We start from the raw sequence: 26,317 nt of genomic DNA, 5'->3' as shown, positions 1-26,317 counted from the left end.
GGTAAGGCTGTTGTCTGATTCGACGACCTCCTCCGCCGGGAGAAGGAACCGACGGCCGCCCACCCGGCCTGACGGCCCGACGGCCGGCCCGCCCGGCTCAGGGGCGGGCCGGCCGGGCGCCCACGACGAACCACCGGGCCGGGAGGTCGATCCGGTGGCCGTCAGGGGCGGACTCCGTGGTGATCAGCGGCAGGTCGCCGGCGGCGAGCACGGCGAGGCCGGCCGTGTCGAGGAGCTCGGTGAGGGCCGTGTCGGCGACCTCGGCGGGGGCGAGGCCGTGGGCGAAGACCGGGCGCAGCTTGGGCGGCGGCCCGGCCGGGTGGTGGGCGAGGTCGGCCAGGACCTGCTTGGCCGCCTCGGCGAGCTCGACGAGGAAGGCCCGGCCGCGTGCGCCGACCAGCGTGGCGACGGCCTCGGCGACCAGGCGGCGGTCGGCCGGTTCGCTCTGGTGGATCACACCGCGCAGATGGACGTTGGCGTCGCCGAGGCGGTCGTGGAGCGCCCGGACGGCCTCGGTGTCGGTGGCGTCCAGCGCCGCGAACTCGGCCCGCGTCGCCGGATCCCGGCGCCGGGCCGGGTCGAGGGCGGCGGCGGACAGGTCGACCCCGAGGACGCGGTCGAAGTGGCCGGCCAGGAAGTAGGTCTGGGTGCCGTTGCCGCAGCCAAGGTCGACCACGGGCAGCCCCGGGTCGGTGACGTAGGGGGCGAACAGCGCGAGGTGGCGTTCCGCCGTGAGGGCCGGCTCCGCGTCCCAGATCACCGAGCCCGGCTCCTCGGGCGCCCCGCGTCAGAAGCCCTCCCAGGCGTCCCGGTACCGACTCGTCACGCTCATGGCGGGGACCTCCTGGTGTCACACAAGTGTCGGGACCGTGTCTATCGGTCCCGGGCCCGGGCGGCAGGCACCGGTCGGCGCCACACGGCCTCCCCGCGCAAAGCCGGCACACGGGCTCAGGCCCCGGCCCCGGCCCTGGCCTGGCGCAGCAGGTACGTTCCGGACACGGCGGCCAGGGCGGCCATGCAGGCGGTGAAGACCAGGCCGGCATGCGCCAGGCCGACCGGCCCGGTGAGCAGGCCCACGCCGATGACCGGGATCGAGATGCCGAAGTAGGCGACCACGAACAGCGCCGACAGGGCGCCGCCGCGGTGCTCGGCGGGGCTCGCCGCGGCGACCTCGCCGACGGCGCCGCGCAGGCCCATGCCCTGGCCCGCGCCGCCGACCAGGGCGCTGAGCACCAGCGGCGGGAGGGTGGTCCAGGCGAGGGAGACGGCCAGCAGGGCGAGCCCGACGATGAGCACCAGGCAGCCCAGCGGGATCGCCCGTGCCGTGCCGAGACGGGGCACCAGGAGCTGGCCCAGGGTGGAGGCGAAGAAGGCGGTGAAGACGATCAGGCCGACGACCGCGTGGTTGTGGATGCCCAGGCCGGCGGCGAGGAAGGCCGGGCTGACCGAGGTGAAGACGCCCAGCAGGGAGAAGCCCGCGAACGCGGCGAGCCCGGCCGGGACGAACACCCGGCGGACCTCCGGCGGCAGGGACGGCCGGTTGGGCCGGGCGGTGCGCAGCGGGCGGGCCCCGGCGACCGTCTCCGGCAGGAACAGGGTGAGGACGAACGACGTGGCGAGCAGCACCAGGTGCACGACGAACGGCAGGACCAGCGGGTCGGGCGCGTACTCGGCGAGCACGCCGGACAGCAGCGATCCGCAGCCGAGGCCGCCCATGTTGGCGGCGGTCGCGGCGAAGCCCGCGCGGGCAGTCCGCCCGGGCGGGGCGAGCTCCAGCACGTACGCGGTGCCGGTGCCGGTGAACAGGCCCGCCGAGAAGCCGGACAGCAGCCGGCCCAGGAGCAGCAGCGGAACGCTGTCCGCCGCCAGGAAGACGACGGCGCTGCAGGCCGCGAACCCGAGCCCGAAGAGCAGGACGACGCGGCGCCCGATGGTGTCGGAGACGTTGCCGACCAGCAGCAGGACGCCGATGACGCCGAAGGCGTACACGGCGAACACGACCGTCACCGTCAGCTCGGAGAAGCCGATCTTGTCCTGGTACAGCCCGTAGAGCGGGGTGGGCAGTGTGGTGCCCGCCATGCAGACGGCGAAGGCGGCGGCGGCCACGAGGTAACCGAAGCGGCCCGCGGCAGGCCGGGCGGTCCGACGATCGGTCATTCGCCCACGATAGGCACGCCGCCCGGCCGGGCCCGCGCGGTGCGGGGCGCGCTGCGCCGAATGGCCGCCGTCCGTTCTCCTGCCCCCGCCGCCCCCGCCGCCCCCGCCGCCCCCGCCGCCGCCCCCGCGGTCCCCGCCGCCGGCGTCGGTGGCGGCGGGGCGGGGGTAGCCGGATCAGTAGGTGACGATGCCCGGGTCCGAGAGGCCGGGGGCGCCGGTCTCGACGTGGCCGGCCAGGCGGCGGACGAAGTCGGCGGTCGCCGCGGAGGTGACGGTGACGTCGTACCAGTGGCGGCAGCCGCCGAGGTCGACGGTGTACGCGAGCGTCGCGCCCCGGCGGACGGTGACGGTCTGCGGGGTGCCGCCGTAGGCGTTGCTGACGGTGAGGACGACGTCGGCGGTGCCCGCGTTGGTCAGGGTGAGGTCGAGGTTGCCGGTGGTCGGGTTGTGCCGCGCGGTGACCTCGGGCCCGGCGGTCTTGCCGGGGTTGCGGAAGCGGCGCAGGAAGCCGTTGGGGCCGTGGACGGTCAGGTCGGTGACGCCCTTGGAGTAGCTGGTGTTCCAGGTGTCCGTGATCGACTTGCCCGCCTCCGCGGTGTAGGTCCACGGCCCGTCGGTGCGGTTGGGCGAGGTCACCAGGAACTGGGCGCCGGCCGCCGCGCCGCCGCTGAGGGTGAGGCGGAACCTGCCGGTGCCGGTGTCGGCCGCGCCGTCCGCGTACGGGGCGTACTTGAGCGGGCGGGTGGGCTTGGTGCCGGGCTCCTGCTTCGGCATGGTGCCGGTGGCGGGCGGGCTGGGCACGTAGTCGGGGTGCCGGTTGCGGTCCGGCGGGAGGTAGCCGGCCGTGGAGGGCAGCGCGGCCGGGGCGGGGTTCGACGCGGTGAAGTCGAAGGCGGAGGTCAGGTCGCCGCAGATGGCGCGCCGCCAGGGCGAGATGTTGGGCTCCAGCACGCCGAAGCGGCGCTCCATGAAGCGGATGATCGAGGTGTGGTCGAAGGTCTCCGAGCAGGCGTAGCCGCCGGTGCTCCAGGGCGAGACCACCAGCATCGGCACCCGCTGGCCGAGGCCGTACGGACCGGCCGCGTTGGCGGCGTTCCCGGCGAAGTAGTCGGCCGTGGTCGACACCGTCGAGAGGCCCTGGGAGGCGGAGGAGGGCGGGAACGGCGGCACGACGTGGTCGAAGAAGCCGTCGTTCTCGTCGTAGGTGATGAACAGCGCCGTGCGGGCCCACACGTCGGGGTTGGAGGTGAGCGCGTCCAGCACCTGGGAGACGTACCAGGCGCCGTAGTTCGCGGGCCAGTTGGGGTGCTCGGTGAACGCTTCGGGGGCGGCGATCCAGGAGATCTGCGGCAGCGTGCCGGCCTGGACGTCGCGGCGCAGCACGTCGAACAGGCCGTCGCCCGCCTTGGCGTCGGTGCCGGTGCGGGCCTTGTCGTACAGCGGGTCGCCGGGCTTGGCGTTGCGGTAGTTGTCGAAGTAGAGCAGCGAGTTGTCGCCGTAGTTGCCGCGGTAGGCGTCGCCTATCCAGCCCCAGGAGCCCGCCGCGTCCAGGCCGTCGCCGATGTCCTGGTAGACCTTCCAGGAGACCCCGGCCTTCTCCAGCCGCTCGGGGTAGGTGGTCCAGCCGTACCCGGCCTCCTGGTTGCCGAGGACCGGGCCGCCGCCGGTGCCGTCGTTGCCGGTGAAGCCGGTCCACATGTAGTAGCGGTTCGGGTCGGTGGAGCCGATGAACGAGCAGTGGTAGGCGTCGCAGAGGGTGAACGCGTCAGCGAGCGCGTAGTGGAACGGGATGTCCTGGCGGGTCAGGTAGGCCATGGTGGTGGCCGTCTTGGCGGGGACCCACTGGTCGTACCTGCCGTTGTTGAAGGCCTTGTGGCCGCCGGCCCAGTCGTGGTTGAGGTCCTGGACGAACTGCATGCCCAGGTTGTTCACCTGGGGGCGGAACGGCAGCACCTCCTTCTTGGCGCTGTCCGTCTGGTGCCACACCGACTTGCCGCTCGGCAGGGTCACCGGGCGGGGGTCGCCGAAGCCGCGGACCCCCTTCATCGCGCCGAAGTAGTGGTCGAACGAACGGTTCTCCTGCATCAGGACGACGATGTGCTCGACGTCCTGGAGGGTGCCGGTGGCGCCTAGCGGGGCGATCGCCGCGGCCCGCGCGATGCTCTGCGACAGCGTGGTGAACGCGGCTGTGGCGCCCGCGAGTTGGAGGAAACGTCGACGGTTCAGCTCTGCCATGGGTGGAATGACCTCTGGGTGTCGCGAGGGTGGAGGACGGCACCCCAAGGACAGCGCCCGTGGGGTACCGCCCGGCGGACCGTTCATGGCTGCCCGTTGTACGTCCGGCGAACGCCTCGAGTTGTCTGAACACGTTCTGTCAGCGGCCCTCCGCGCCGCGAGTCGCGGCGCGTCGCCGGGTGTGGTCGGAGCCACACCCAGTGTGGTCACAGCAGGTCCTGGCGGGCATTAGCCTTGGGTCCCCGGGGCGGGCGGTCCGTCCGACCGACCCGAGGGGAACGAAGAGTGGTGCACGACAGCCGGGTCCCGGCCGTGGTCGGGCGGCAGCGGGAGACGGAACTGCTCACCGCCGCCCTGGTGCAGGCCGAGGACGGCGCGAGCGGGTCCACGGTGCTGCTGCGCGGCGAGCCCGGCGTCGGCAAGTCCACCCTGCTGTCCTGGGTGGAGCGCGCGGCGCGCGAACGGGGCTTCACCGTCCTGCGGGCCGTCGGCGCCGAGGCGGAGACGGACCTCGCGTTCGGCGCCCTGCACCAGGCCTTCCGGTCACTGCTCCAGCGCTCCGGCACCCTCTCCGACCACCAGCGGGAGGCCCTGGAGAGCGCGCTCGGCGTCCGCTCCGGAACCCCGAGCGGCTTCGCCGTCGGCGCCGCCGCCCTGGCACTGCTGGAGGAGGCGATGCGGACCGCCCCCGTGCTGCTGCTCCTGGACGACCTGCACTGGATCGACTCGTCGAGCGCGACCGTCTTCGCCTTCCTCCACCGGCGCTGCGCCGAACTGCCGATGGTGATCGTCGGCGCCAGCCGCCCGGACGGACCGGCCGCGCAGACCTGGTCGGCCGAGGCCGTCGAGGTCCGCGCCCTGCCCCGCCCGGACGCGGCCCTGCTGCTGGGCACCTGCCACCCCGAACTCGCCGCGGCCGCCCGGGACCGGGTCCTGGCGGAGGCCGCAGGGAACCCCCTGGCGCTGGTGGAACTGCCGCGCCAACTCGCCGCCGCCCAGCAGCGGGGCACCGCGCCGCTGCCGGAACGGCTGCCGCTGGGGCGCAAGCTCGAGCGGATGTTCGCCGACCGGCTGGGCGCGATGACGCCCGAGGTCGGCCGCTTCCTGCTGCTCGGCGCCCTGGCCACCGGCCCGGAGTTCAGCAGCGGCGCCTGGCTGCGCGCCGTCGCCGACAGGAACGCGCGGGAGGCCATGGCCCGGATCGAGGCGGACGGCCTGGCCCGGCTGGACCCGGCCGGACAGCTGGTCTTCCGGCACCCCCTGGTCCGCACCGCCGTCGTCGCCGCGGCCTCCGACGCCGCGCGCCGCGAGGCCCACCGGGCCCTGTCCGAAGCCCTCGCGCCGGACGACCCGAGGCGGCTGGTCCACGAGGCGTCCGCCGCGCTGCTGCCCGACGAGGACCTCGCCCACCGCCTTCAGGAGGCCGGCCGCGAGCTCGCCCGCCGGGGCGGCGACGCCGAGGGTGCGCTGCTGCTCGAACGCGCCGCCGTCCTCAGCCCCAGCTCCTGCGACCGCGTCCGCAGGCTCACCTGGGCCGCGGTGATGTCGGCGCGCGGCGGGCAACTGCGCCACACCGCCTCCCTGGTGGAGGAACTGAAGACCGTCACCGTGCCGGATGACGTCGCCCCGCTGTTCGCGTACGCGGTGGTCTACGCCGACCAGAGTCACCACGTCGACTTCGAGTCCTCCGCCGCCCTGCTGCCCGCGGCCCTCGACGCGCTCACCGCACCGGGCGCCGACACCTTCGGCGGGATCACCGAACAGGCCTACTTCAAACTGCTCCTGGCCGCCACCTACACGGACGACCCCTGGGCCTGGCGGGCCCTGGAACGGCACCGGGACGAGGTCTCCGAGGCGGGCCGGCTGTGCCTGCGGGCCTGGACCGACCCGGGCCCGGACGCGGCCGCCACCCTGCGGGCCGTCGCCGAGCGGATGACGGAGGAACAGGAGGCCGGCGCCGCCTGGCTGCTGCTGTGGACCGCCTCGGCCCTCGACTGCCCCGAGGGCGACCTGTGGCAGCGCTTCACCGGGCTGCACGGCTACGCCTCCCAGGGCTCGATCGCCAAGGCCAAATGCCACCAGGACTTCCTGCTCGGCCACTGGGACCAGGCCGCCGTCTGCCTGCGCGAAGCCGAGATCGCCGACGAACTCGGCTACCACACCAACGCGTTGATGTTCCGCCAGTACTACGCCCACTTCCTGGCCGGCCGTGGCGACGAGGCCGGGCTCCGGGAGGTCGAGCAGGCCATCCGGCCCACCGCCACCCGCGCCCGGATGCGGTACGTCCTCGACCGCCTGACCCACCTGCGCGGACTGGCCGCGCTCGCCCACGGGCGCCACGAGGAGGCGTACGCCCACTTCTCCGAGCTCACCCCGCCCGGGCGGCTGCCCGGCGGCCCGCCCTGGCGCCACGCCCTGGTCCTCGACCTGGTCACGGCCGCCGTGCACACCGGCCGGCACGAGGAGGCCCGGGCCCACCTCGCCGCCGGCCGGGCGGCCCATTCCGCGGAGATCTCCGACCGCCACGCCTTCCTGTGCGCGGCCGCCACCGCCGTGGCCGCCGAGGACGACGAAGCCGACGCCGGCTACCGCGCCGCGTACGCCGTCCCCGGCGCGGAGCAGTGGGCGTTCGACCTCGCCCGGCTGCGGCTCGCCCACGGCTCGTGGCTGCGCCGCCGCCACCGGCCCGGCGCCCGGGAGCCGCTGCGCGCCGCCCACCACGTGTTCCGCCGTCTCCAGGCGGACCCCTGGGCCCAGCGCTGCGAGGAGGAGCTGCGGGCCGCCGGCGACCCCGTGGCACCGCCGCCCGGCGCACCGGCCGCGGAACCGCCCGGTCTCACCGGCCAGGAGCTGCGGATAGCCCGGCTCGCCGCGACCGGGCTGACCAACAAGGAGATCGGCCGCCGGCTCCTGCTGTCGCCCCGCACCGTCGCGGCCCACCTCTACAAGATCTTCCCGAAGCTCGGCATCACCTCGCGGGCCGCACTCGCCCACGCCCTCGACAACGCCGCTGACCTGCGCTGACGTCCTTCCTGGCGGTCGCTGCCCGGCCGCGCGGCACATGCTGCCCGAAAGGACAGTCAGATGACCTAACGGGCCGCCGCGCCCGCGCCCCAGGCTGGGACCGCGCAGGGATTCGGCGGAAGGGCGGTCAGATGGGTGTGCGGGTGACGACCGCTTCGGTCGCGGACGAGGACAAGACGGCGTACTGGACCGGGGCGGTGTCCCGGGCGATGGTCCCGGTGGAGGTGCACCCGCGCACCGGGCGGCCCTTCGACGGACTTTTGGTGTCCCACCGGCTCGGCTACCTGCGGATCTCCACCCTGGAGGCGGACGCCGCCCGGCTCTCCCGCACGGCGGCCCTGATCAAGCGGGCCCCGTACGGCGAGCCGCAGGTCGCGATCGGCGTGCAGGAGACGGGCCGGGCCGTCCTGGAGCAGGACGGGCGCCGGGCGGAGGTGCCGCCGGGCGGGCTCGTGGTGTACGACACGGCGCGCCCGTACGCCGTCGACTACCCGGAGCGCTTCCGCACCCACCTGTTCCACCTGCCGCGTCGGCTGCTGGGCGTGCCGGAGCGGGACCTGCGGCAGGCGGCGGCGACGGCCGTCGGCCCCACGGAGGGCTGCGGACCGGTGCTCCTGCCGTTCCTCGCCGTCCTCGCCGCCTCCGCGCACTCCTACCCGGCCCCGGTCGGCGACCGGCTGGCGGGCAGCGTCGCGGACCTGCTGAGCGCGCTCGTGGTCCAGCTGGTCGGAGCCCGGCCGGAGGAGCCGGACGCCCCGAACGCGCACCTGGTCCGTCGGGTGCGCGAGTACATCGACCATCACCTGGCCGACCCCGAGCTGGTGCCCGAACGGATCGCGCAGGCCCACCACATCTCCGTGCGCTACCTGCACCGGATCTTCGAGGGCGAGGGCGTGACGGTGAGCCGGCTCATCCAGCAGCGCCGCCTGGCGGCGTGCGCCCGCGAGCTGGCCCGGCGCGGCCGCACCACGCCCACGGTCTCGGCCGTCGCCCAGCGCTGGGGCTTCGTCAACCCGGCGCACTTCAGCCGGACCTTTCGCGCCGCGTACGGTGTCTCTCCCCGGGAGTGGCGCGAACCGCCGCACCGCGATGCCGGTTGACGAGCCGCCGGACCGCCGCCGCGCACGCGGCCGCCGCGCCGCCCACCGACCGAAGCCAGGAGCGAAGAGTTGCCCGACCCCACCCCCCTGCCCGACCGGCACCCGGTGCTCGACCGGGCACTCCAGGAGTTCCTGGACGCCCGGGCCGGCCGGTCCGCGACGGAACTGCCGGACCTCTCCTTCCTCACCCCCGAGCGTGTCCCGACCGGCGGCCCGCACGAGGACCCGCACGAGGACCCGGACGAGGACCCGGACGACCCGCACGGCACCTCGACGGAGTGGCTCGCCCTGCCCTGCGGACCGGCCGGACGGGTGCACGTCCAGGTGACCAGACCCGCGGATGCCGTGGGCCCGAGCCCCGTGGTGCTGTTCCTGCCCGGCCTCGGCTGGTCGCTCGGCGACGCGGCCTGCTACGCCCGGCTGGTCCGGGAGTTCGCCCTGGGCACCGATGCCGCCGTGGTGTACGTGGACTACGCCCGCTCGCCCGCGGCCCGCTACCCGGTGGCCGTCGAGCAGTGCTACGAGGTGGCCCGGTGGATCCACGCGCACGGCCACGAGATCGGGCTGGAGGGGCGCCGCATCGCCGCTGTCGGCGACTCCGCGGGGGCCAACCTGGTGGCGGCGCTGACCCTGCTGGCCCGGCAGCGTGGGGACGTCCGGCTGGTCCAGCAGGTGCTGCTGTGCCCGGTGACCGACGCCGACTTCGACACCCCGTCCTACCGCCGGTACGCGACGGGCTACTTCCTGCACCGCGACCACATGCGCCGGTTCTGGGACGACTACCTGCCGGAGCCGCGCCGGCGGGGCGAGGCGACCGCCGCGCCGCTGCGCGCGTCCCTGGACCAGCTCGCCGGGCTCCCCCCGGCGCTCGTGGTCACCGCCGAGGCCGACGTACTGCGGGACGAGGGCGAGGCCTACGCGGCCCGGCTCCGCGCGGCGGGCGTCCCGGTGGTGGCGATGCGCTACCAGGGCGCGGTGCACGGTTTCCTGCTGCTCGCCGGGCACTGCCCCACCGGCACCGCCCGGGCCGCGCTGATCCAGGTCGTCGACACCGTGCACGTGGCCCTGCACAGCCGTTCGTGGTGACCCCGGCCCCGAGCCCGCCGGGCCGGGACGCCGCGTCCTTCCCGCTCTCCCATTCCGACACCGCGACACCGCGACACCACCCGGCCGGACCTGGCCGGTCCGGCCGACAGCAGCCTGAGGAGCACCGATGTCCGTCGTCCTCGACACCACCGGAGTACCGTCCGCCGACCGCGCGGAGTACTGGCGCGAGGCCGTCTCCCGTACCTTCATCCCGCTCGACGTGGAGCTGCTCGACGGCGCGCCCGCGTCCGCGACGATCACCAGCCACCGCCTGGGCGACCTGCAGGTCTCCCTGGTGGAGGCCGGGCCGCAACGGGTCGAGCGCAGCGCGGGGCTGATCGCCCGCGGCGGGGAGGACCACCTCACACTGGCGCTCCAGCACCGCGGCACCGCCCGCCTGGTCCAGGACGGCCACCGGGTCGAGCTGCGGCCGGGCACCTTCGCGGTCTCCGACTCCGGGCGGCCGTTCGCCAAGGAGCTGCCGGAGCCCTTCGCCTTCACGGCGTTCCACTGGCCGCGCTCGGCCGTGGGCGTCTCGGAGGACGACCTGCGGGTGCTGACCGCGACGGCCTTCGACAGCGCCGACGGCACCGCCCGGCTGGTGGCCGCGTACCTGGAGTGCCTCTCCCGGTCGGCCGGCTCGATGGAACCGCACCTGGCGTCCTGGCTCGCCATCACGGCGCTCGACCTGCTCGCGGTGCTCGCCCACGAGCGCCGCGGCCGGTCCGGGCCGGAGGCACCGGAGGCGGCCCTGGCCACCCTGGCCCGGGTGAAGGACCACATCATGCGCCACCTCGGGGACCCGGACCTGTCGCCGGAGCGGATCGCGGCCGCCCACCACGTGTCGGTGCGGTACCTGCACAAGCTGTTCCGCTTCGAGGGGGTGACGGTGGCCCGCTGGATCCAGCGCCAGCGGCTGGACCTGTGCCGCCGTGACCTCGCCCGCCGGACGGCGGGCCGGGTCACCGTGGCGGCGGTGGCGGGCCGCTGGGGCTTCGTGAGCGCCAGTCACTTCAGCCGGGCGTTCCGGGCCGCCTACGGGGTCTCCCCGCGCGAGTGGCAGGCCTACGCCGGGACGGGCCTCCCGTCCGGCGTCGGTGCCGCCCCCGCGCCGCTCGGCCCGTCCGGGTACGGCATCGCGGTGTGAACCGTCGGGTCGAGGCGTCGGGGTGAGCCGTCCGGACGGGACGCGGTGTGCGGGCGGGGCGGTCGGGGTGCGCCGATGGCGCCGAGGACGGAGTTGTCGAGCGGGCTGGCGGCCAGGCGCTCCAGGACCCGCTGCAGGCCCCGGGAGAGCGCGGCGCGCAGGGTGCGGCTCCGGCGGCGGACGTCGGGGACGGCGGAACGGAACGCTGCGCTGACGGACATGCGGCTCACCTCCGGTACGGCCTGCGGACCTGCAGGGACGTCCAGCTTCCACCGCTTCGGCCGGGCCGGGGCCCGGATTGACGGGCTGCTGACGCTCCGCTGACGAACTGCTGACGACCCGATGACGGACCGATGACGGCTGGCGGACGCCGGCCCGACCCCGGGCGTTCAGACCCGGTACGCGGCGACGTAGCGGGCGGGGTCGCCGCCGAGGTCGCCGTACCAGCGCCGCAGGCACCACTCGGCGAAGGTCCGGCCGGTGGCGGCGATCTCGTCCAGCGGGTCCAGGTAGCCGAGGACGTGCGGCGGTTCGAGGTCCGCCGCGACGCGGGCAGCCAGGCCGGCCCTGGCGAGGCGGAGAAGTTCGACGGCCAGTGGGCGGACCGGGTCGCCGCCGAGGCGGGTGGCCAGGCCCTGGGCGGGGAGTTCCGCGAGGGCGGCCCGGTGCTCGCGCAGGGTGTAGCGGCCGAGCAACTCCCAGGCGGCGGCGCGGGATTCGGGGTGGTAGGTCAGCCCCGCCCACAGCGCGGGGACGGCGGCGACGAACGGGTACGGCGGTCCGTCCGCGGCGCGCAGCTCCAGGGTGCGGCGGACCCGGGTGTTGGTCCACAGCTGGTCGAGGTGGGCGGCCCAGTGGTCCGCCGTCGGCCGCGAACCGTCCCCGTAGCCGTCCCGGAGGAGTTCGGCGAAGGTGCGGCCGGGCGGCGCCGGGTGGTAGCGGCCGTCCGGGGTGCGGTAGTGGATCAGGGGGACGCCGAGCGCCCAGTCGACCACGTCGTCGGCGGTGACGTCGGGGCGCAGCGCGGGCGGCAGCACGCCGCTGCGGTACGGGTCCATCCGCAGCCAGGCCCAGCACCGGTTCGACAGCAGTCCATCGCACCGTCCTTCCTGGATCGGCGAGTTGACGAGCAGTGCGGAGACCACCGGGGCGGCGGCCATCTGCATCCGCAGCTTCTGGGTGAAGTCCTCGGGGGAGAGGTAGTCCAGGGTGACCTGGGTGGACAGCGACAGCGCCATGACGTACCGGGCCCGGCTGCCCGCCGCGCCCAGCCCGGCGAAGTGGTCCCGCATTATGGCGCCCCGGCTCATCGGCACCCACCGCATGTCGCGCAGCCGGTCGAAGGGCAGGTTGGCGCCGGGCACCAGGGCGAGGCCGAACCGGCCGGCCGGTTCGGCGAGTCGCTCCAGGGCGGCGCGCATGTCGGCCACGGCCTCGGCGACGCTCGGGACGGGGGCCGAGGAGTACTCGATCTGGCCGCCGTGCTCCAGGGTGATCAGGCTGCCGTCCGGGAGGCGGACGCCGGTCAGCCGTCCGGCGTCCGCCAGCCGCTCGCCGCCCCACCGGGCGAGCACCTCCTCCAGGACGGCCAGCACGCCGCGCGGGCCGAAGTAGCGGGCGGCCAGCCCGGTGGCCGGGTCGAGCAGGCCGCACTCGACCTCGAGGCCGACCCGCTCGCCGCGGGCGGGCCGGAACGGGGCCAGCAGCTCGGTCCGTTCCAGCGCCCGGCCGGCGGGCGGGCCGGTCACGCCGTGCCCACCCGGGCGGCGATCCGGGGGTGTCCGGCGCGGTCGAGCAGCGCGCTCACCGCCCCCAGGGCGGACTGCGCGGCGCCCTGGCACCAGGCGTGGGCGCCGGACAGGTGCTCGCCGGCGAAGAAGATCCGCGGCTGCTCCACCGGGTGCGGGGAGCCGAGCACGCTCAGGTAGCGGGTGTGCTCGCCGGGCGCCAGGTGGGCGAAGGCGCCGCCGCCCATGCCGGTCTGCACGTCCCAGTCGCAGTGCACGATGTCGTCCACGTCCCCGGTGATGCCCGGGTGGAGCTTCTCCAGGCAGTCCAGCACCAGCGCGTCCCGGTCCGCGACCGGCAGCGCGGCGAAGCGCCGGGCGTTGGCGCCCCACAGGTACGCGCCGAGCAGGGCGGCCGGCTCCGCGGAGCGCAGGGGGTCGCGCGGGCCCCAGCTCGGGCCGGAGCTGCCGTTGACCCCGCCCTCGGTGAGCACCGCGTTGTCCGACGGGTACCAGACCTGCTGGATCGGCAGGTCGGTGAAGCTGCCGCCGCCGTGGATGTCGTCCTCCAGCTCCCAGCGCCGGCGGGTGAGGTGCAGGACGGTCTTGACGCTGCTCGCGTAGCTGATGCCGCGGACGGCGTGCCGCTGGGCGGGCGGCAGGTCCGGGGTGACGGTGATCTGGTCGAGCGCGGGCGCCGGGACGCAGCACACCACGTAGTCGGCGTGGTCGCGCAGCCGGGCGCCGATCCGCCGGCCGCCGATCCGGACGCCGTCCGCGGTCAGCGCGATCTCGTCGATCCGGGTGGAGAGCCGCAGCGTGCCGGGGCGCAGGGACCGGACGAAGGCGTGGACCAGCGCGTCCAGCCCGTCGACCAGCTCGACCTGCCCGCTGTGGAACAGGCCGAAGTAGTCGACCAGCACCTCCAGCAGCGAGGACTGCTCGTAGTGTGCGAGGCCGCTGGCGTGTCCGAAGAGCTCCCAGGCGTCCTGCGACACGTGCTCGTGCACGAACTGCCACAGCGACACCGAGGCTGCCCGTTCCAGCGCCGGGTCGTCCCAGTGGCCCTCCAGGATGCGGCGCTGCTGCTCGACGGTGAAGGTGCGCCACACCGAGCCGAGCAGGTGGTCCAGCAGGGGTGCCGGTGCCTGCCGTTCGGCCGGGCGCAGCGCGTACGAGGGGAACAGCGAGGCCACGTCCTGCACCCGGACCCGGCGACCGCGCAGATGGTAGAAGGCGCGCGGGTTGGCGTTGACGAACGGGCGGGTCACCAGCCCGAACCCGGAGACGTAGTGCAGCACACAGTGGTGGTTGCCCGGGATGCGCATGGCGCCCAGGTCCACGTGCGTGCCGTCCCAGAACCGGTGGGTCCGCACCCGCCCGCCGGGCCGGTTCGCCCGCTCGTACACGACGACGTCGAAGCCGCGGCGCTGCAGCTCGTGTGCGCACACCAGTCCGGCGATGCCCGATCCGACCACGGCGACCCGGCCCCGGGCGCCGCCCACCGGCCGCAGCAGGGAACGCGGGAACGCAAAGCTGGTATCGAACATCGGCACCGAACCCGTCAGAAGGGGGACCCGGCCCCAGCCTCGGCCAGGCGTCGTTCGGGTGCCAGTTCGCGGCACCGATGCGAGTGACGGGCAGGCCGCGGGGAGGTTCCGTGCCCGATCGGACCGGCCCGGATCGCAGGGAGGGCCCGTCTGTATCATCTGTTCGCACACAGCGGCGGGGGGCAGGGGCGACGTGGAGACGGTGGGACCGAACGGGCCTGCGCAGGTGGGGCCGTTCCGGGTGTTGGCGCTGCTCGGGCAGGGCGGAATGGGGCGGGTGCTGCTGGGGGTGGCGCCGGACGGGCGGCCCGCGGCGGTCAAGCAGGTGCACGCCGAGTTCGCCGAGGACGACGGGTTCCGGATCCGGTTCCGACGCGAGGTGGAGGCCTCGCGGCGGGTCTCCGGCGGGTACACGGCGGCGGTGATCGCGGCCGACCCGGAGGCCGAAACCCCTTGGCTGGCCTCGCAGTTCGTGCCCGGTCCGGCCCTGAACGAGGCGCTGCGGGCGGTCGGCGCGCTGCCGGAGGAGTCGGTCCGGCGGCTGGCCGCCGGGCTGGCGCAGGCGCTGGTCGACGTGCACCGGGCGGGTCTGATCCACCGGGACCTCAAGCCCTCCAACGTCCTGCTCGCCGAGGACGGCGTGCGCGTCATCGACTTCGGGATCGCACGGGCGGCGGAGAGCCAGGACACCAAGCTCACCCGCACCGGGGCGATGATCGGCTCGCCCGGCTACATGTCGCCCGAGCAGGTCGAGGGGCGTGAACTGACGCCCGCCAGTGACGTGTTCTCGCTCGGCGCGACCCTGGTGGTGGCCTGCACGGGCCGGCCGGCCTTCACGGGGGAGTCGCTGCCGCGGATCCTCTTCAACGTGCTGCACGCCGAACCCGACCTGAGCGGGGTGCCGGACGGACTGCGGCCGCTGCTCGCGGCCTGCCTGGCCAAGGACCCGGCCGCGCGGCCGACCCCGCAGGAGGTGCTCGCGGCGGTCGGGCGGCTCGCTCCGTCGACGCGGCCGTGGCCCGAGGCGGTGCACGGGCTGCTGGCGGCGCAGGGGGCGGAGATCGCCCGGCTGCTGGGCACCGACGCGTCGGCCGCCGTCCGGCCCGTGCCCGCGTCGGCCGCCGTCCGGCCCGTGCCCGCGGTGGGCGGTGCCTTCGGACCGGCCGAGCCGCCGGCCGCGCCCGTGCCCGCGGTGGGCGAGGCCCCCACGGCGACCGCCTTCGGCCCGGCCGAGCCGTCGGCCGCGCCCGTGCGGCGGCGCCGCCGGGGGAGGCGGATCGTCCTGACCGTCGGCGCGATCGTCCTGGCGCTCGCCGGGGTGGCGGGCGGCCTGGTCGCCACCGGGGTGGTGAACCTGGACTCGGTGTTCCCCGAGCCGGTGCCCACGCCCGGGAACGTGCCGCTCTCGCAGGTCAAGGACAAGTACACGGCCGTGGCGCCCACCTGCGCGGACGCCCGGAGGGTGACGGTCCCGCCCGAGTTCTCCGCACCCTGGGGCAACCCCGGGACCTGGGAGGCCACGGACTCGCACGGGAAGCACCCGGAGAAGGGCTGCCAGTGGAACTCCCGCAGCGGCGACCAGCTCGACGTCGACTGGGACGTCTACCCGAGCCTCCCCGGTGGCCTGACCGGCGCCGAGCGGGCGAAGGAGCACTTCGAGGCCCTCTACGTCGGAGGCCACACGCGCGTGTCGGACCCGGGCTTCGCGGAGGAGGCGTTCTGGCTCCCGAAGAAGTATCTGGACGAGGAGAACTGCGTGTTCTACGTGCGCGACGTCAACCTGAACGTCTTCATCGCGGTGAAGGGCAGCAGCTACCCGAAGGGGCGGTGTGAGGAGCTGACCCGGACGATGGCCGCGACGGCGGTGCAGGTGGCGCAGTTCGTGTCCGTGAACGGGACGTCCCCCGAGGTGTCCCCCACGCAGCCGGCGTTCCGGTGACGGGCGCCTCGATGCGGCCGCGGCGGGAGTCGGACCCGGCCGAGGTCGGCCCGTACCGGGTCCTCGCGGAACTGGGACGCGGCGGGATGGGCCGGGTGCTGCTGGGCGCCGCGCCGGACGGGCGGCTGGTGGCGGTCAAGCAGGTGCACGACCGGTTCGCCGCCGACGACGGCTTCCGGGCCAGGTTCCGGCGCGAGGCCGGCGCCTCCCGTCGGGTGTCCGGGGCGTACACGGCGGCCGTGATGGACGCCGACGTCGACGCGCCGACGCCCTGGCTCGCCTCGGTGTTCGTGGTCGGGCCCTCGCTCGGCGCCGCCGTCGAGGCCGCCGGGCCGCTGCCCGCGGACGCCGTGCACCGGCTCGCCGTCGGCCTGGCCACGGCCCTGGCGGAGATCCACCGGGCGGCGCTGATCCACCGCGACCTCACGCCGGAGAACGTGCTGCTCGCCGACGACGGCGTGCGCGTCATCGACTTCGGGATCGCCCGGGCGGCCGAGGAGGACGCCGAGCTCACCCACACCGGCGGCGTGATCGGCTCGCCCGCGTACATGTCGCCCGAGCAGGCCGAGGGCCGGGTACTGACCCCGGCGGCCGACGTGTTCTCGCTCGGCGCGGTGCTGGCGCTCGCCCTGACCGGCCGCAGCCCCTTCGCCGGGGCTTCCACCCTGCAGACCCTCTACAACGTCGTGCACACCGAGCCGGACCTCGCCGCCGTACCGGCCGCCACCCGGCCGCTGCTCGCGGCCTGCCTGGCCAAGGACCCGGCCGCCCGCCCGACCCCGGCCCGCCTGCTCGAACTCCTCGGCCCGGTCGCCCCGGCCGCCCGGCAGTGGCCGCCGACGGTGCACGCGCTGATCACCGCGCAGCAGACGGCGGTGGACGGGCTGCTCGCCGACCCGCAGGGCGCCGCGCCGCCGCGCGCGCGGACGTCCGAGCCGACCTCGTACCACCTGGCGGCGCCCGGGCTGACCGCCCTGGCCACGGCCGTGGACACCGGGTCGGAAACCGACCCGCCCGCACCGGTACCCGTCGTCGCCGCCGGTACCCCGCCGCGCCGGTCGCGCCGGACCGCCGCCCTGGTGACTGCCGGGGTCGTCGCCGCGGCGGGCGTCGGCGGATACCTGTGGCTGCGCGACGCGAACGACCCGAACGGCCCGGCCGTCCCGGACAAGTACGTCAAGGCACCGGCCTGTGCGGAGGCCACCGGGCGGCTCCCGCTCCCGGCCGCCGAGCGCAAGCAGGAGGAGGACCACTACGTCGAGCAGTCCTCCAGGGCCGAGACCGACTGCTACTGGTACGGCTCGTCGGTCGTCTCCGGCACCACCTACTGGGACCGGAACCCGTCCGCGATCGTCCGCTGGATGCTCCAGCGCAGCGCCGGGACCAGCGACAACGCGACCCAGGTCCAGCGCAAGGACTTCGGCGACCTGGCCGCCGGTGAGCGCCGCGCGAGCGGCCTCGGCGTCGGCGAGGAGGCCTACTGGGGCTCGGTGGGGAACGGGACGAACTGCTCCCTTCACGTCCGCGACGGCAACCTGCGCCTCTCGGTCGACCTCGGCGGCAAGGCGCACCCGGCGGACGGCTGCGAGGCGCAGGCCGTGACGGTCGCCCGCGCGGCACTCGCGGCGATGCCGAGCTGAGCCGACCCGGACGCGGGCCGCGGTACCCCTGTTGCCTCGGCTCGCGTCCCGGGCCGGCGGATTCAGCCGGTGACCCTGATGCGACTTGCGGTGGACGTGCCACCGTCGGTGTCGCGCAATCCGGTCGGACGCGAAGCGGCCGTGCGGGCGTTCACGTGCTCCTCCTCGGACGGGTCGATCGGGCGTTCATTGTCGCCGCCGGAGGCTCCGGCGGACCACGACGTTGACCTGACGTTGACCTGACACTTGGGCCGCTCCCGGCTACGCTCGTTCGCGGCCCGCGCCGGACGGGGCGGGGCGCGGGGGACGCTTGGCCGGGGGACTGGGGGACGTGTTGGGGGCTGCTGTGTTCGCCGAGCTGTTACGTGAGCGACGCCTGTCGGCGGGGTGGAGCCAGGACGAGCTGGCAGAGCGCTCGGGGGTGTCGACCCGGTCGATCAGCGCCCTGGAGGCAGGTGGGCGAAGGCCGCGGATGTCCTCGGTGGTCCGGCTCGCCGGGGCCCTGGGCCTCGACCCGGACACCCGCGCCCGGTGGCTGATGGCCGCTCGGGACGCGGGCGCGGAGGAGCCGGGCGGACCGGACACCCCGCCGGCCGCGCCCCGGCCCGAGACCGGTGCGGCGGCCTCCCCGCCCTTCCCGCGCTCCCCGGCCGGGCCGGGTGGGGGGCGTGGCGCGCCGGCCGTGCCGCAGCAACTGCCGATGGCCATCCGGCACTTCACCGGTCGGGCCCGAGAGATCCAGGCGCTCGACGGACTCCTCGGCGACCGGATCCCCGGCTGCGGCGCGGTCGTGATCTCGGCGATCGCCGGCACCGCCGGCGTGGGCAAGACCACGCTCGCCGTGCACTTCGCCCACCGGGTGGCGGACCGCTTCCCCGACGGGCAGCTCTTCGCCAACCTGCGCGGCTTCGACCCGGCCAGGAGCCCGGTCGACGCCGCCGACGTGGCGCGCGGCTTCCTGGACGCGCTCGGCGTACCGGCCTCGCGCATCCCCGCCGACCCGGACGGGCAACTCGCGCTCCTGCGCAGCCGGCTGGCCGGCACCCGGACGCTGATCGTCCTCGACAACGCCCTCGAGGCGGAGCAGGTCCGCCCGCTGCTGCCCGGCTCGGACACCTGCCTGGTCCTGGTCACCAGCAGGAACCGGATGCCCGGACTGGTCGCCCTGGACGGCGCCGTCCCGCTCGCCCTCGACGTGCTCTCCCGCGCCGAGGCCCGCGAACTGCTCGCCCGCCGCCTGGGCCCCGCCGCCGTCGAGGAACAGCCCGACGACGCCGACGAGTTGATCGAGCTGTGCGCCCGGCTGCCGCTGGCCCTGAATATCGCCGCCGCCCGCGCGGCCGACCACCCCGGCACCCCGCTCGGCGTCTGGGCGCGCGAACTGCGGGACTCCCGGGCGCGCCTGGACCTGCTGTCCACCGGGGACGTGCACGCGGACGTCCGGGTGGTGCTCTCCTGGTCCTACCGCGCCCTGGCGCCGAAAGCCGCGCGTCTGTTCCGGCTGCTCGGCCTGCACCCGGGGCCGGAGATCGGCGCGGCCGCCGCCGCGAGCCTCGCCGGCCTGCAGCCGGCCGAGGCCCGCCGGCTGCTGGACGACCTGCACCGCGCCCACCTGATCGCGGCGCCGGACCGGGACCGCTACACCCTGCACGACCTGCTGCGCGCCTACGCCGCCGAGCGGGCGGCCGCCGACGAGTCCCCGCAGGGACGGGCCGAGGCGACCCTGCGGATGCTCGACCACTACCTCCACACCGCACACCGGGCCGGCTGCCTCGCCTACGCCGACGACGCCTCCTGGCAGCCGCTCGCCCTCGCGGAGCCGGCCGCCGGGGTCGCGCCCGAGGACCTCGCCGACCGCGGGCAGGCGCTCGCCTGGTACCGGGGCGAGCAGCCGGTGCTCGAACGGATCGTCGACGGGGCCCACCGGGCTGGGCTCGACACGCACGCCTGGCAGCTCGTCGCCGCGCAGGTGGCCTACCTGCTCAAGTCGGGGCTGTGGCAGCAGTGGCAGCGGGCGAGCGAGACCGCGCTCGCCGCCGCCGAGCGGACCGGGGACCTCCGCGGACAGGCCCACGCGCACCGCTGGCTCGGCCAGGTGCACCGCTCCCAGGGCCGCCAGCCCCAGGCCCGCCACGAACTGCGCCTGGCCCTCGACCTGTTCGACGCGCTCGGCGACCGGCCGCGCCAGGGCAGGACCCTGCTCGACCTCGCCCTCGCGCTCGGCGAGGAACAGGCCGACGCCGAGGCGGTGGCCGAGTCCCGCCGGGCACTGGAGCTGTTCCGGGCGATCGACGACCGCAACGGGCAGGCCCTCGCCCTCAACAGCATCGGCTGGTACCTGACGCAGCAGGGCGAGCCACGGCCGGGACTGGCGCACTGCCGGCGCGCGCTGGACCTGGCCCGCGAAACCGGCAACCTCCCCGCCCAGTCGTCGATCTGGGACAGCGTCGGCTACATCCACCACCAGCTCGGCGAGTACCACGAGGCCCTGCCCGCCTACCAGGAGTCCCTGCGGCTGCGGCAGGAGGTCGGCGACTACTTCCTCCAGGCGGACATCCACACCCACATCGGCGACACCCACCTCGCCCTCGGCGATCCCGAAGCCGCCCGGACCTCCTGGACGCGCGGCCTCGCCATCCTCGAAGACCTGGAGCACCGTGACGCCGACGCCGTCAGCGCCCGCCTGAACGCCCTCGCCGGCCCGGACCACCGACCGCCGGCGGAGCCGCCGACAGGGCCGCCGGCGGAGCCGCCGCCGGGGCGGTGAACCGGACCGCCTCCGCCGCCCGTAGCACCGAAGAGGACGCGCGCACCGCGCGTCCCCGGCGACAACGGGTGCGCCCAGGAGGCGGGGAGGAACCGGATGCAGTCCCGACGCGACCAGGTGCAGGCGCACCTGTTCGTGATGAGCAGGCTGGCCTCGGGCATGCTGCGCGCGGAGCCCGACGCGCCGGACACCCCCACCGGGCGGACTACCCGGGGCACCATGACCGGCCTGGCCGTCGCGGTGCTGATCGGGCTCGGCGTCACGGTGTACGGGGTGATCAAACCCGGCGGCAGCGACGGCTGGGCCAAACCCGGCACCCTGGTGGTGGTCGAGGAGACCGGCGCCCGCTACCTCTTCGTCGGCGGGCAGCTGCACCCGGTGCTGAACGACACCAGCGCCCGGCTGGTGGCCGGCGACCAGATGACGGTGCGGCAGGTGAGCCGGGACTCGCTCGCGGACGCGCCGCGCGGCCTACCGGTCGGAATCGTCGGCGCCCCCGACGGGCTGCCCCCGGCCGCCGACCTGGCGGGCGGCACCTGGCTGGTCTGCGGCACCGTCCAGTCCGGCCCGACCGGCGCCCCCGCGACCCGGCTCGGCCTGCAGATGGACCCGGCGTCGGAGGGACGGGCGCTGACCCCGGGCCAGGGCCTGCTCGTCGCGCTCCCGGACGGCTCGGTCCACCTGCTCTGGCAAGGCCAGCGGCTGCGCGTGGACACCGCCAACCAGGCGCTGCAGGCGCTCGGTTACGGCGGGGCGACGCCCTTCCCCGTCCCGGCGGGCGTGCTGAACGCGCTGCCCGCCGGCCCGGACCTGGCCTCGCCCGCCGTCGCCCGGCGCGGCGAGGGCGGCCCGGCGTTGGGCGGCAAACCGACCCGGATCGGCCAGCTCTTCGGGGCCCCCGGCGGCGCGCACTACCTGCTCACCAAGGACGGCCTCGCCCCGCTCACCCCGACCCTGTACGCGCTGCTGCTCGGCGACCCGCGCACCCAGCAGGAGGCGTACGGCGGCAACGCCCCGGAGGCCGCGCCGATCGGCGCCATGGACCTCGCCGGGCACACCGCGCCCGGCGGTCCGCCGGCCCCGGGGCTCCCGGAGACGCCGCCGGCCCTGGTCGCGCCGCTGCACGGCGAGGGCGTCTGCGCCGACCTGCACACCGGCGCGGGCTCCCCGGTCACGTCCGTCACGGTGCTGCCCGCCGACCGGGCCGAGGCGGGCCGCCCGCCGACGGCCCCGGTGGGCGCGCCACCGGGCACCTGCGCGGTCGCCGACCGGATCGCCGTACGGCCGGGCCGCGGGGCCCTGGTGCGGGCGCTGTCCGGCGCCGGGGCGGGCAGCACCGAGTACCTGGTCACCGAGGCCGGGGTGCGCTTCCCGCTGCCCGCCGCGGCGGTGGCGAAGCAGCTCGGCTACGGCGGCACCACCCCCGTCGCGGTGCCCGCGCCGGTGCTCGGCCTGCTGCCGGCCGGGCCCAGCCTCGACCCGGCGGCGCTCGGCGACGGCGCGGCCGTCTCGCCGACAGCCGCGGCCACGCCGACCGCCGCGGCCACCCCGGCCGCGCCGCCGTGCGGCTGAACCACCGCCCACCGCAGGACCGTTGAGTCGATCAGGAAACTCCGCCGGGCCGCCCGCCCGGCGAGCGCAGGGAAGGGAGCACGCCATGACCACACCGGGCATGTTGACCAAGGAAGACGAGGCGATCCGCCAGGTCCTCGCCAGCCTGGAGCACCAGATCGAGAACATGGTGACCGCCGGGCGCACGGTCGAGCGGATCAAGGAGGAGCTGGCCGGAGGCTACATCTCCGGCGCCAGCTCCGTCTTCCAGCAGAAGGTCGAGGACTGGATGTCGCGCTACCAGCAGATCATCGGGTCCTTCGAGAAGTTCGTGCAGTCCACCCAGGGCGCCAACCAGATCCTCACCCAGGCGGAGGACGATGCCCGCGCCCATGCCGCCGACGGCATCTACAACGGCTTGCAAGGCGCCTGACGTTCCGTCACAGAAGGAGGATTCAGACCGATGGACTTCGGCAGCATCCAGCTCCACCACGAAACCGTCTCGCAGGCGGCCACCGAACTGCGCCAGGCCGGCTCCATGATGCGGAGCAACCTGGACGACCTCATGGGCAAGATCAAGGGCGTGATCGACGGCGGCCACTTCCAGGGTGTCGCGGCCAACGCCTTCGAGGAGCTCTCCCGGGTCGTGGCGGCCAACGAGAGCGCCATGGACGAGGACATCACCGCCGCCGCGAACACCCTCAACACGATGCACGACATCATGACGGAGTCTGACGCCAACGCCGGAAAGCAGTTCCACTGAGGCCAGGACGGAGGTGATCGCCCGTGGGCGAGGAAACGATCAAGGTCTCGGTGGGCGGTCTCACTGACTTCGCCAAGAAGCTGGAGACCTATCGCATCGAGATCGGTGACCAGGCGGGCAAGGTACACGACTGCCCGCCCCTGCTGCCGGGCAACGACGTCCTGCCCGAGAGCGCGAACCTGAAGAAGGGCTCGAACGAGTTCATGGCCAGCGTGGCCTCCGCGCTGACCACCATTCAGGCGGACGTCAAGAACATCGAGTCCGACCTGGAGATGGCCGGGACCATGTTCAACCTCGGGGCGGAGGACAGCCTCACCGAGGCGCAGATGATGGAGATCCTGCACGACGTCCTGGGCGGCGGCAGCCCGTCGACGTCCGTCCACTGACCCGACTCTCCGTCGGGCGGGCCTGACCGCCCGTCCGACGGCGGGTAAGGCGCCGTCCCCTTCCGTTCCCGTTCCGATGCCTCCCGGAGGACGCCATGGCAGATCCGAAGCATTACCCATGGGAAGACGCCCTGGCGGCCTTCGCGAGCTCGACGCAGGCAACGATCACGAACCGGGACGCGGCGATGGCTCAGCCGTGGATCACCGGGATCGAGGTCCGTACGGGCATGAAGAGCGGCAATGACGAGAGGAAGGCCACCAAGAAGGGCGACTGGGCGGGCTACGACATGTGGGCCGAGTGGGTGTACAACACCACGAGCCCGTGGAGCACGATCGTTGGTGTCACGGTCGACTGGGATTTCTGGCAGCTCAAGCCACCCGCAGGTGACACCAGCACGCCGCTCGGGCATTTCGAGGCCAACGCGGACGAGATCCTGGCGCCGCTCCTGTGGGGCGACCGCAGGAACGACCGGACGAGCGCCCAGAGCTTCAACGACGCGGCAACGGTCATCCGCGCCGCGAACCTCTGGGTGGGGAACCAGCAGCAGAGAATCCAGACCTGGGCGGACGAGGTCGACGGCGCGGGCAGCGACTTCCAGGGGAGCGCGGCCGGCCGGTTCAAGGAAGTCCTGATCGGTACGCGGAACGAGTTCATCAAGCTGCACCTCGACCTCGGGACGACGGACGCCATGGCGAGTGCCCTGGACGCCGTCGCGGAGGCGATGCGTACCGCGCACCGCAAGATGTACGAGGGTTACAACGCCTGGCGGGTCACGGGAGGCGAGAACCTGTTCGCGACGAAGTGGACCCTCAAGGAGGACGATGCCTCGTTCTCCTGGCCGCACGCATGCGTCCACGCCGCGTTCGCGGTGGCGACGGCCGGCCTGGTCCCGACGATGGTGGACAACAACACCGCCTCCTTCACCGGCGGGCAGGTGCTGCCGAGCGACAACGACGCCTTCAAACAGTGGTTGGAGGAGTTGTCCAAGAAGATCTGGACGACCTGGATCGAGATCACCCTGGACAAGTACTCGGCCGAGGCGATGACCGCGCTCAAGACGGCCTACTCCCACGCCACCGCTGTCCTGCAGAAGGTCGACCCGCCGAAGAAGTGGCTGCCCGCCGACAAGCCGCCGACCGCCCCGGACGGCGGCCCGAAGCCCCCGCCGGGATCGTCCGGCGCCGGGGGTGACGGCAAGGGCGGTGACGGCAAGGGCGGTGACCTGGGTCTCGGCGGCTCGGGCGACAAGAAGCCGCCGGGGACCAAGGGCGCCACCCCGCCCCCGCCCCCGCCCACGCACGTGCCGGGCTCGTTCACCGGGATCGGGGGCAACAACGGGAACGGCGGCGGAGGTGGCAGCCAGGCGCCGCTGCTCGGCAAGGACGGCAAGCCGCTCCTGGGCAAGGACGGCAAGCCGCAGTACGTGCCGCCCGGCACCACGGTCAACGCCAAGGGCGAGCTGATCGGTCCCGACGGCAAGCCCCTGCTGGGTGCGGACGGCAAGCCGCGGCACGTGCCGCCGGGAACGACCGTCGGCAAGCCGACCCAGACCCAGACCGGCGGCGGCCTCGGCGCGCCGTTCACGGTGCCCCCCGGCTCGAAGAAGAACGAGGACGGCACGGTCACCGATCCCGGCGGCGCTCTGCTGAAGGACGCGAACGGCTATCCGGTGGTGCTCGGCAAGGACGACACGATCGACAAGGACGGCACGGTCCGCAACGCCAACGGGCAGCCGATCTCGCAGTTCGAACAGCTGTTGAACGACCAGTCGCGTGCCCACACCGGGCGGCCCGGCGGTACCTCCGGCGGCAGCGGCGGGGGTGGCAGCTGGGCCAGCCTGCCGCCCTCCTTCGGCAGCGACTTCTCCTTCGGTACGAGCGGTCTGGGCGGTGCCGGCGGCTCGGGCTCCTTCAAGGGCGGCACCGACCTGTTCGGGGAGTCCTTCGGCAAGACCGGCGGCTCGGGCCTCTCCGGCCCCCGGACCACCGGCGGCATCAGTGCCTCGGGTCCGCCGACGATCGGGATCGGCGGGCGGATGGCCACGCTGGGCGCCGCGAACGGCGGCGCCGCGCTGGCCGAGGAGGCGGCCCTGTCCGGGCGCGCCGCCGCCGGGCGGGCCGCAGCCGCCGCCGCGGCCGACGAGGCCCAGCTGATGGGTCGCGGTATGTCGACCACCGGCGGCATGGGCGGCCCGATGATGCCTCCGATGGGTGCCGGCGCCGGTGCGGGTGCGGGCGCGGGTGGCCAGGGCGAGAAGGAGCGGCAGCGCACCACCTGGCTGTCCGAGGACGAGGAGGTCTGGGGCACCGACTCGGGCGCGGTGACGGGGGTCATCGGCCGCTGAGCGCGTGTCGGGCGGGACCCGGTCGGCCGGCGTCGAACCCGGCGGCCGGGCGCAGCCGTAGAGATGACCGTACGACCCCATGGATGGACCGGTGTGGTCCCGGGCCCGACATCCCCGGGCCCGGGACCGCACCCTCGGGAAGAGACGGAGGTGCGGGAGTGGAACTCTCGTTCGCCGAACAGATCGAACAGGCGATGGCCGCTCTGGAGGAGCAGCAGGTCAAGATGGCCGCGGCGGTCAAGGAACTGGAGGTGGCGACCGCCTCGGTGACGTCCAAGGACCGGATGGTCACCGCGGTGGTGGGCGCCCAGGGACAGGTGGAGTCGCTGACCTTCCACACCACCGCCTACCGGTCGATGGCTCCGGCCCAGCTCGCCAAGGTGCTCACCGACGTGCTGAACACCGCGCGGGCCGACCTCGGCGACCGGGTGGCCGCGACGATGGGCGAGTTCAAGGGCCTCGGTGAGACCCTGGCGGCCTCGATGACCGGCGGCACCGAACTGGACGGACTCTTTGCCCCGTTGCGGCAGATGCGCCCCGGCTTCGCCGAGGACGCGGCGGCGGAGGAGCGGCGCAAGCGCGACCGGCAGGAGGAGTTCCGTGGCTGAGAAGCTGACCGCGCTGTCGGACCTGAAGGACAAGTTCGGCAAGTATCCCCAGCTCGCCGACCTGTTCACGGACATTGAGACCTGGACCGGGCAGATCAACCTGTACAACAAGGAATCGGCAGGCAACGACGAGATCGGCAAGAAGTACCACGAGAACGTCGACGCACCCACCGAGTCGATCATCAAGCTGCTCAAGAGCGTGCGGAGCACCGTCGAGAGCGCCGGGACCGGTGGGACGAACACCGCCAACATCCTCAACGACGCCGACCACGAGGCCGGGAACTCGGTCTGA

At 74.6% G+C, this 26,317-nt stretch carries 19 protein-coding genes and 1 pseudogene; 14 read left to right on the top strand and 6 right to left on the bottom strand.

The features are described 5' to 3' along the window. Positions 1-97 precede the first annotated feature (97 nt). From ACIBEC_RS10025 to ACIBEC_RS10015, 3 genes and pseudogenes are all read right to left on the bottom strand, one after another. Positions 98-832, bottom strand: a pseudogene (locus ACIBEC_RS10025) (class I SAM-dependent methyltransferase). Between the two features lie 116 nt (positions 833-948). Next, positions 949-2,157 (bottom strand): MFS transporter, encoded by a 1,209-nt coding sequence (locus tag ACIBEC_RS10020; protein WP_360493862.1) that lies wholly within the window; start codon positions 2,155-2,157, stop codon positions 949-951. A gap of 174 nt (positions 2,158-2,331) precedes the next feature. After that, a complete protein-coding gene (locus ACIBEC_RS10015) occupies positions 2,332-4,392 on the bottom strand; it encodes a phosphocholine-specific phospholipase C (protein ID WP_360493864.1) in 2,061 nt (686 codons plus the stop codon). A 285-nt stretch (positions 4,393-4,677) separates the two neighbouring features. Here ACIBEC_RS10015 and ACIBEC_RS10010 point away from each other — a divergent pair, with 285 nt between their 5' ends. The 4 genes from ACIBEC_RS10010 to ACIBEC_RS09995 all read left to right on the top strand — a co-directional run bounded on the left by ACIBEC_RS10010 (position 4,678) and on the right by ACIBEC_RS09995 (position 10,749). After that, positions 4,678-7,416, top strand: coding sequence for a BREX system ATP-binding domain-containing protein (locus ACIBEC_RS10010; RefSeq protein WP_360493867.1), 2,739 nt, complete (start codon positions 4,678-4,680; stop codon positions 7,414-7,416). A gap of 131 nt (positions 7,417-7,547) precedes the next feature. Further along, positions 7,548-8,516 carry a helix-turn-helix domain-containing protein gene (locus tag ACIBEC_RS10005; RefSeq protein WP_396287844.1) on the top strand — a complete coding sequence of 323 codons (969 nt, stop codon included), beginning with the start codon at positions 7,548-7,550 and terminating at the stop codon, positions 8,514-8,516. Between the two features lie 69 nt (positions 8,517-8,585). Beyond that, positions 8,586-9,602, top strand: coding sequence for an alpha/beta hydrolase (locus ACIBEC_RS10000; RefSeq protein ID WP_360493873.1), 1,017 nt, complete (start codon positions 8,586-8,588; stop codon positions 9,600-9,602). A gap of 127 nt (positions 9,603-9,729) precedes the next feature. Next, positions 9,730-10,749, top strand: coding sequence for a helix-turn-helix domain-containing protein (locus tag ACIBEC_RS09995; RefSeq protein WP_360493875.1), 1,020 nt, complete (start codon positions 9,730-9,732; stop codon positions 10,747-10,749). Here the strand turns inward: ACIBEC_RS09995 and ACIBEC_RS09990 are convergent. The 3 genes from ACIBEC_RS09990 to ACIBEC_RS09980 form a co-directional block, all read right to left on the bottom strand. Continuing rightward, positions 10,668-10,970 (bottom strand): hypothetical protein, encoded by a 303-nt coding sequence (locus tag ACIBEC_RS09990; protein WP_360493878.1) that lies wholly within the window; start codon positions 10,968-10,970, stop codon positions 10,668-10,670. The two genes, ACIBEC_RS09995 and ACIBEC_RS09990, sit on opposite strands and share 82 nt — an antisense overlap. Before the next feature lie 168 nt (positions 10,971-11,138). Then, positions 11,139-12,497 (bottom strand): glutamate-cysteine ligase family protein, encoded by a 1,359-nt coding sequence (locus tag ACIBEC_RS09985; RefSeq protein WP_360493881.1) that lies wholly within the window; start codon positions 12,495-12,497, stop codon positions 11,139-11,141. Next, complete coding sequence (locus ACIBEC_RS09980) at positions 12,494-14,026, bottom strand: NAD(P)/FAD-dependent oxidoreductase (RefSeq protein WP_360493883.1); 1,533 nt, start codon at positions 14,024-14,026, stop codon at positions 12,494-12,496. Before ACIBEC_RS09980 ends, ACIBEC_RS09985 begins: the two co-directional genes overlap by 4 nt. 193 nt (positions 14,027-14,219) lie before the next feature. Here ACIBEC_RS09980 and ACIBEC_RS09975 point away from each other — a divergent pair, with 193 nt between their 5' ends. The 10 genes from ACIBEC_RS09975 (at position 14,220) to ACIBEC_RS09930 (ending at position 26,317) form a co-directional block, all read left to right on the top strand. Beyond that, positions 14,220-15,965: a serine/threonine-protein kinase gene (locus tag ACIBEC_RS09975; RefSeq protein ID WP_360493885.1), complete on the top strand. Its 1,746-nt coding sequence runs from the start codon at positions 14,220-14,222 to the stop codon at positions 15,963-15,965. Positions 15,966-15,976: 11 nt separating this feature from the next. Then, on the top strand, positions 15,977-17,605 hold the full coding sequence (locus ACIBEC_RS09970; RefSeq protein ID WP_360493888.1) for a serine/threonine-protein kinase: 1,629 nt from the start codon (positions 15,977-15,979) through the stop codon (positions 17,603-17,605). Between the two features lie 331 nt (positions 17,606-17,936). Continuing rightward, positions 17,937-20,372: an ATP-binding protein gene (locus ACIBEC_RS09965; RefSeq protein ID WP_396287841.1), complete on the top strand. Its 2,436-nt coding sequence runs from the start codon at positions 17,937-17,939 to the stop codon at positions 20,370-20,372. 96 nt (positions 20,373-20,468) lie between these two features. Then, a complete protein-coding gene (gene eccB / locus ACIBEC_RS09960; RefSeq protein WP_360493891.1) occupies positions 20,469-21,944 on the top strand; it encodes a type VII secretion protein EccB in 1,476 nt (491 codons plus the stop codon). Between the two features lie 85 nt (positions 21,945-22,029). Then, positions 22,030-22,356, top strand: coding sequence for a hypothetical protein (locus ACIBEC_RS09955; RefSeq protein WP_360493894.1), 327 nt, complete (start codon positions 22,030-22,032; stop codon positions 22,354-22,356). Between the two features lie 30 nt (positions 22,357-22,386). After that, positions 22,387-22,686, top strand: a complete 300-nt coding sequence (locus tag ACIBEC_RS09950) for a hypothetical protein (RefSeq protein WP_360493897.1) — start codon at positions 22,387-22,389, stop codon at positions 22,684-22,686. Positions 22,687-22,709: 23 nt separating this feature from the next. Then, positions 22,710-23,072, top strand: coding sequence for a hypothetical protein (locus ACIBEC_RS09945; RefSeq protein WP_360493900.1), 363 nt, complete (start codon positions 22,710-22,712; stop codon positions 23,070-23,072). A gap of 95 nt (positions 23,073-23,167) precedes the next feature. After that, positions 23,168-25,417, top strand: a complete 2,250-nt coding sequence (locus ACIBEC_RS09940; RefSeq protein WP_396287840.1) for a hypothetical protein — start codon at positions 23,168-23,170, stop codon at positions 25,415-25,417. Positions 25,418-25,575: 158 nt separating this feature from the next. Next, positions 25,576-26,025 carry a YbaB/EbfC family nucleoid-associated protein gene (locus ACIBEC_RS09935; protein WP_360493906.1) on the top strand — a complete coding sequence of 150 codons (450 nt, stop codon included), beginning with the start codon at positions 25,576-25,578 and terminating at the stop codon, positions 26,023-26,025. Further along, positions 26,018-26,317, top strand: a complete 300-nt coding sequence (locus ACIBEC_RS09930; RefSeq protein ID WP_360493909.1) for a hypothetical protein — start codon at positions 26,018-26,020, stop codon at positions 26,315-26,317. Before ACIBEC_RS09935 ends, ACIBEC_RS09930 begins: the two co-directional genes overlap by 8 nt.

This window comes from Kitasatospora sp. NPDC051164 (assembly GCF_044455625.1).
Taxonomy (GTDB): domain Bacteria; phylum Actinomycetota; class Actinomycetes; order Streptomycetales; family Streptomycetaceae; genus Kitasatospora.
This window is presented reverse-complemented; position numbering and strand designations above follow the sequence as displayed.